The sequence below is a fragment of the Oscillibacter sp. CU971 genome (assembly GCF_905219725.1).
GTDB lineage: Bacteria > Bacillota > Clostridia > Oscillospirales > Oscillospiraceae > Oscillibacter.
This window is the reverse complement of the sequence record NZ_CAJMXG010000192.1, coordinates 1-5,731: the sequence shown is the minus strand read 5'-3', so window position 1 is coordinate 5,731 and position 5,731 is coordinate 1. Positions and strand designations below refer to the sequence as shown.

At 63.7% G+C, this 5,731-nt stretch carries 7 protein-coding genes; all 7 read right to left on the bottom strand.

Annotated features, from left to right (window positions below):
• The coding region (locus tag JX325_RS12055) for an LCP family protein (protein ID WP_204791360.1) at window positions 1-1,505 on the bottom strand (1,505 nt) is incomplete at its 3' end.
• Window position 1,506: 1 nt separating this feature from the next.
• Window positions 1,507-2,706 carry a nicotinate (nicotinamide) nucleotide adenylyltransferase gene (gene nadD, locus JX325_RS12050; RefSeq protein ID WP_204791359.1) on the bottom strand — a complete coding sequence of 400 codons (1,200 nt, stop codon included), beginning with the start codon at window positions 2,704-2,706 and terminating at the stop codon, window positions 1,507-1,509.
• A gap of 25 nt (window positions 2,707-2,731) precedes the next feature.
• Complete coding sequence (gene yhbY / locus JX325_RS12045; RefSeq protein WP_204791358.1) at window positions 2,732-3,058, bottom strand: ribosome assembly RNA-binding protein YhbY; 327 nt, start codon at window positions 3,056-3,058, stop codon at window positions 2,732-2,734.
• A gap of 3 nt (window positions 3,059-3,061) precedes the next feature.
• Window positions 3,062-3,202, bottom strand: coding sequence for a hypothetical protein (locus JX325_RS12040; protein WP_204791357.1), 141 nt, complete (start codon window positions 3,200-3,202; stop codon window positions 3,062-3,064).
• Entirely contained in the window at window positions 3,199-3,810 is a 612-nt protein-coding gene (locus tag JX325_RS12035) for an XTP/dITP diphosphatase (protein ID WP_204791356.1), read from the bottom strand. Before JX325_RS12035 ends, JX325_RS12040 begins: the two co-directional genes overlap by 4 nt.
• Entirely contained in the window at window positions 3,810-4,532 is a 723-nt protein-coding gene (gene rph / locus JX325_RS12030; RefSeq protein WP_204791355.1) for a ribonuclease PH, read from the bottom strand. The genes JX325_RS12035 and rph overlap by 1 nt, the downstream gene beginning before the upstream one ends.
• A gap of 206 nt (window positions 4,533-4,738) precedes the next feature.
• Complete coding sequence (gene ftsY, locus JX325_RS12025; protein WP_204791354.1) at window positions 4,739-5,611, bottom strand: signal recognition particle-docking protein FtsY; 873 nt, start codon at window positions 5,609-5,611, stop codon at window positions 4,739-4,741.
• Window positions 5,612-5,731: the final 120 nt, after the last annotated feature.

Sequence of the window (5,731 nt, the reverse complement as noted above, 5' to 3'; positions counted from 1 at the left end):
GGGTCCGGCACGGTATTGGGCGTCTCCGGGTCAGGAGGCGCCGGGGTGCCGCCGTCCGGCGGGCTGACGGGCGTTGTTCCCCCAGGCTGGGCGGACCCATTGGAATCCGTGGTTCCGCCGCCGTTTTCGCCGGAGCCGATCGCCGTGTCCGGCGGGCCGGTGACCAGGGGCTCCCCGGTCTCCGGGTCAATGGGAACGATGGGTTCGCCGGTCTCCGGGTCCACGGTGATGGGCAGGCCCGTCTCCGGGTCGATGGGATAGCCGTTTTCGTCCACGGCAGGCTCCTCTTCCTCCGGCTCATCCTTGGGGGGCGGCAGGGCCGCTTTCTTGTCCTCCACATAACCTGTGGAGGAGCTGACGGACCCGTCTGCGTTGACGGACATGATGTCCAGGTCCTTCATGGTGAAAACCTCGGTGAAGGGGCTGAGCTCGTTGTTCACCAGATCCAGCAGCTCCTTGGCGTTGGGCACCACATAGGACTGCATATTCCCCACGCTCCGGCTGTAAGCGTACTTGGCCCGGTTGGGCATGGTGACAAAGTTCACATCCTCCGTCTTCAGCCCTCCCATCACCGCCTGCTGGCCGAACCAGAGGATGTTTTGGAAGCTCATGTCCGTTTCCACGTTCTTGTTGAACGCCTCAATGAGGGGGCCCACCTTGGTCATGTTCTTGGGCCGCAGGAGCTGATCCACCATGGCCTTCAAGAATGCCTGCTGGGTTTTGATGCGGCCCAGGTCGCCGTCCGGGTAGCCCCTTGTGACGCCGTTTTTCCGGTTGTCGTGGCGGTAGCGGAGAACCTGCATGGCGTCGTCCCCGCTGAGAAGGCGGTAGCCCGCCGTCTGGTGGATATGGAGGTCCTGATAGGGGTCGTCGTAGTTCATGTCCTGGGGCACGTCGAAGTACACGCCGCCGATGGCGTCCACGATCTCCCCCACGGCGTCCCATTCCACCACCACCTGGAAGTCCGGCTCGAAGCCCACCAGCTGGGAAATCTCCTTGTAGAGGTGCTGGATGCCCCGCTCGCCGCCGCCGTAGTAATTATAGACGGAGTTGATCCGCTTGATGTCCCAGGGGACGTTCACCATGGTATCCCNGGGGATGGACATGACGGTGGCCTTTTGGTTCGTCACGTCGTAGCTGGCCAGCAGCATGGTGTCCGTGTTTCCGCCGCCGCCGGTATCCCGGCCCAGGACCAGGACGGTCCAGTAATCCTTGCTCTTCCGCTCTCCATCGCCGCCACGGGGCCGGAGGCCCTCGCCGTAGTCAATAGGCTCCGGCCCGTCGGGCTTGCCGTCCCCATCCTTGTCCACGGTATTTTGAGGGTCGTTCCAGACGGGCAGCTCCGGCCGGACGAAGAGGCTCCGCAGGGCCAGCGTCACCGCCAAAGCGATGGCCAAAACCACCACCACCACAATCAAAATGATCTGCTGGCGGGTCAGCTTCCCCTTCCGGGGGGACTTTGGCTTCTTCCCGCTGGGCGCCAGCCGCTTTCCAATATCGCTCATGTTATTCTCTCTGTCCTTTCAGTGCGTCCCTGGCCTCCAGGGTCTTGGGATGGATGGGGGCGTTCCGGCCCTCCATCTCCCCGATGGTCATTTCCAGGCCCAGCAGCAGACCCGCGTCCAAATCCTCGTAACAGGCCCGCCGCAGTTCCTCCACGCCGGGAAAGTCCCGGTTGGGCTCAATGTAGTCCGCCAAATAGATGACTTTTTCCAGCAGCGTCATGTTCCCCCGGCCGGTGGTGTGCCAGCGGATGGCGTTGGTAATTTCCCCGTCCGTGCCGAAGACCGCTTCCGCCACGCCCGCCCCGGTTTTGGCGTGGAGGAGCTTGATTTCCCGCCGCTCCATCTCGTCCAGGGGGACCTGAAAGCGCTCCGCCAAGGCCAGCTGCTCCGGGAGGTTCAGCTTCTTGGTGCAGTCGTGGAGCAGGGCGGCCCTCCGGGCCTTGTCCGCGTCCGCCCCCCAGCGCTCCGCCAGGCGGACGGCCTCCTGCTCCGTGCCCAGCACATGGGGAATGCGCCGGTGGTTCAAGCAGCTCAACGCCACGGGCCGGAGCTGTTCCAGAGGCAAATTTTTCAAGTCCGCCGCCGTGCCGTAGAGCTTCTCCCGAAGGATATAGCCGTACACCGCCGGGGCCAGGAGCCCTCCGCCCTCTCCCCCTGCCAGCCGCTCCCGCAGCTCCGTGGAGCTGACGTCCACCACGCCGGGGATGCTGAGGGTGAAGATCCGGGCCTGGGGATGCCTCCGGCAGAGGAAGTCCCGCTGAACAGAAAACAGCTCCTCCGTGTCCGCCTCCGTCCGCCCGAAGGCGGCGATTCCCGCCGAGGCGAGAATACGCTCCGGCTCATGCCAGGTATGGAAGGTCAAAAACATGTCCGTCCCCATCAGCAGCCACAGCTCGTCCTCCGGGTAGTTCTCTTTCAAGCAGGCCAGGGTGTCGGCGGTATAGCTGCTTCCCTCCCGCCGGATCTCCAGATCCAGGACCTCCGCCTTGTCCCCCAGGCCGGTCTGCTCCATGGCCAGGCGGGTCATTTCCAGCCGCTGCTCCGGCGTGGGACTGCCGGGGGGCAGGATTTTATGCGGCGGGTGGCCCGTGGGAATTATCAAGAGTTTATCCAGTTTCAAAAGCCCGGATACCGCCCGGGCGGCGGTAATATGTCCCAGATNCGGCGGGTTGAAGGCCCCGCCGTATACGCCGATCTTCAAAATGGAAGCCTCCTCCCAAACCGGTTCACGGTTTCTTCTTCCGCTCTTTTACCAATTGGATGCGCTTCTCCTTGGGTTTGGAGTGGGTCTCCCGGTACAGGACGAACTTGGTGCCGATGACCTGGACCACCTCGCTGCGGGTGGCCTTNGCCAGCTCCTCCGCNGCCGTCCGGGCGTCGTATTCNAGGTTGTTCTCCAGCACCTTCCCTTTGATGAGCTCCCGGGCCTCCAGGGCGCCGTCCGCCTGTTTGACGAGGTTTTCNCCGATGCCGTCCTTGCCGATTTGCAAAATGGTGTCGATGCCGTTTGCCAGGCCCCGCAGTTGGGCCCGCTGTTTGCTTGTCAAATNCAATGCTCAATCTCCTTTCAAAAGTCCGATCACGGCCAGAAGAAGCCCGCCGGCGCCGCAGCCAACGGCAATGAAGTTGTTGAGCGAAAGCGAAATGCCCAGCAGACTCAGCGCGATCCCCAGAAGCATGGTCTTAACGCCGTTCATGCTCCCGCTTCTCCCTTGCTCAAATACGNCCTCAGCTTCTCCGTGAAGGCCGCCAGGGCCTTTCCACGGTGGGAAATTTTGCTCTTCTCCTCCGGGCCGATCTGGCCGAAGGTCTTCCCCTTCTCGGGAATCAGAAACACCGGGTCATAGCCGAAGCCGCCCTCCCCCAGGGGGGCGAAGGCAATGGCCCCGTCACAGCGGCCCTCCGCTTCCAGGGTGTCCCCATTGGGAAACGCACAGGCCACGGCACAGGTAAAATGGGCCGCCCGGGTGGTCTGGCCCCGGAGGTTCTGAAGCAGCAGGCGCCGCCGCCCCGCGTCGTCCAGGCCCTCCCCGCCGTAGCGGGCGGAGTAGACCCCGGGGCCGCCGTTCAGCGCGTTCACGCAGAGGCCGGAATCGTCGGCAATGGCGGGCAGGCCCGCCGCGGCGCAAACCGCTTTCGCTTTCAGCATGGCGTTTTCGGCAAAGGTGGTCCCGGTCTCCTCCACGTCCACCTCCACCCCGGCCTCGGCGGGGCTGACGACCTCCACGCCCAAGCCGGACAAAATTGCCTTCATCTCCGCCAGCTTCCCGGGGTTGTGGGTGGCCAGCACAAATTTTTCCGCCATCAGAATTTCCCTCCCAGCGCTTCTTTCTGCTTGGCAAGCAGTTCCTTGCAGCCCTTGGTACACAGGCGCACCAGCTCCTGCTGCTCCGTGGGGCTGAAGGCCCGGCCCTCGCCGGTGCCCNGAATTTCAATGAGCTCTCCCAGCTCGTTCATCACGCAGTTCAAGTCCACCTGGGCCCGGCTGTCCTCGCTGTAGCGCAGGTCCAGCAGGGCCGTGTCGTACACAATCCCGGCAGACACGCCGGTGACGTAATGCCGGATGGGGCTGGCGCCCAGATCGCCGTTTTCCACCAGCCTCCGGCAGGCCAGCGCCAGGGCCACAAAGCCCCCGGTGACGGAGGCCGTCCGGGTCCCGCCGTCCCCCTGGAGCACGTCGCAGTCAATGGTAATGGTCCGTTCCCCCAGCTTCCTCATATCCACGGCGGAGCGGAGGGACCGGCCCACCAGGCGCTGAATCTCCGCGCTCCGGGGGGATAATTTCAGCTTGGCGACATCCCGGCGGCTCCGCTCCCGGTTGGCCCGGGGCAGCATGGAATATTCGGCGGTGACCCAGCCCTCCCCGTAGGGGACGTGGGGCGGGGTCTTCTCCTCCACGCTGGCGCAGCAGAGGACCATGGTGTCCCCGCACCGGATGAGGCAGCTGCCCTCGGCGAATTTGATAAAATCGGTCGTAATGGTCACAGGCCGCAGCTCGCCCGCGGCCCGGCCGTCCTCTCTGGTCAAGTCAATTCCTCCTCCAATTATATACCCCTCCAGGGGTCCAGGGGCGCTCCCCTGGTTTTCCGCCCTTGACGGAAAATAAATTTAAATCATTTTCCTGACGGCATGCGCGTCAGGAAAATACCCCGGCCCCAGCCGCCTTGGGCGGCGGCTCCAGTCCGCAGACTGGAGGGGGGGAATCTAAAGGGGGGACGAAGTCCCCTCTTTATCTAAATGATCGCCTCGGCGTACTCCTCGGAATCGAAGGGCCGGAGATCGTCGATACCCTCGCCCACTCCGGCGAACTTCACAGGCACGCCCAGCTCCTGGGCAATGGCCACGGCGATGCCGCCCTTGGCGGTGCCGTCCAGCTTGGTAAGGATGATGCCCGTCAGCCCCGCCGCCTCCTTGAAGGTCTTGGCCTGAATCAAACCGTTCTGGCCCGTGGTGGCGTCCAGCACCAGCAAAGTCTCCCGGGCCGCGCCGGGGCACTCCCGGTCGATGATCTTGGAGAGTTTGGCAAGCTCCGCCATGAGATTGGCCTTATTGTGGAGCCGCCCCGCCGTGTCGCAGAGCACCACGTCCACCCCCCGGGCCTTGGCGGCCTGAAGGGCGTCGAAGAGCACCGCGCCGGGGTCCGCCCCCTCGTGCTGGCGGATCAGGTCCGCCTTGGCCCGCTCCGACCAGATTTCCAATTGGTCCGCCGCCGCCGCCCGGAAGGTGTCCGCCGCGCAGAGAAGGCACTTCTTCCCGCCGTAGCGCAGGAGGTTCGCCATCTTGCCGATGGAGGTGGTTTTCCCCACGCCGTTGACCCCGATGAAGAGGAAGACGCAGGGGGAGGTGGAGACGTTCACCTCCGTGGTGCCCACATTCAGCGTGTCCACAATGATCGCCCGCAGGGCGGCGCGGACCTCCTCCTGGCTGACGAGTTTTTCCCTGCGGACCTTCTCCCGGAGCTTCTCCACAGTCTCCACGGCGATTTCCATGCCGAAGTCGGAGAGGATTAAGGTTTCCTCCAGCTCCTCGAAGAAGGCCTCGTCGGCCTCGGTGTAGGTGGTGAACAGGTTGGTGGTGATCTTTTTCAGCTTGTCAAAGAAACCCATAGGCGCCTCCTGGTGGTTTTCAGCCATGAAGATGGCTGGTTCTTTGCACCCCCCATTTTCTCTTTTCCTTCCAGAAGGAAAAGAGAAAACGGGCCGTGCACGGTCCAAAAGAGAAAAGGA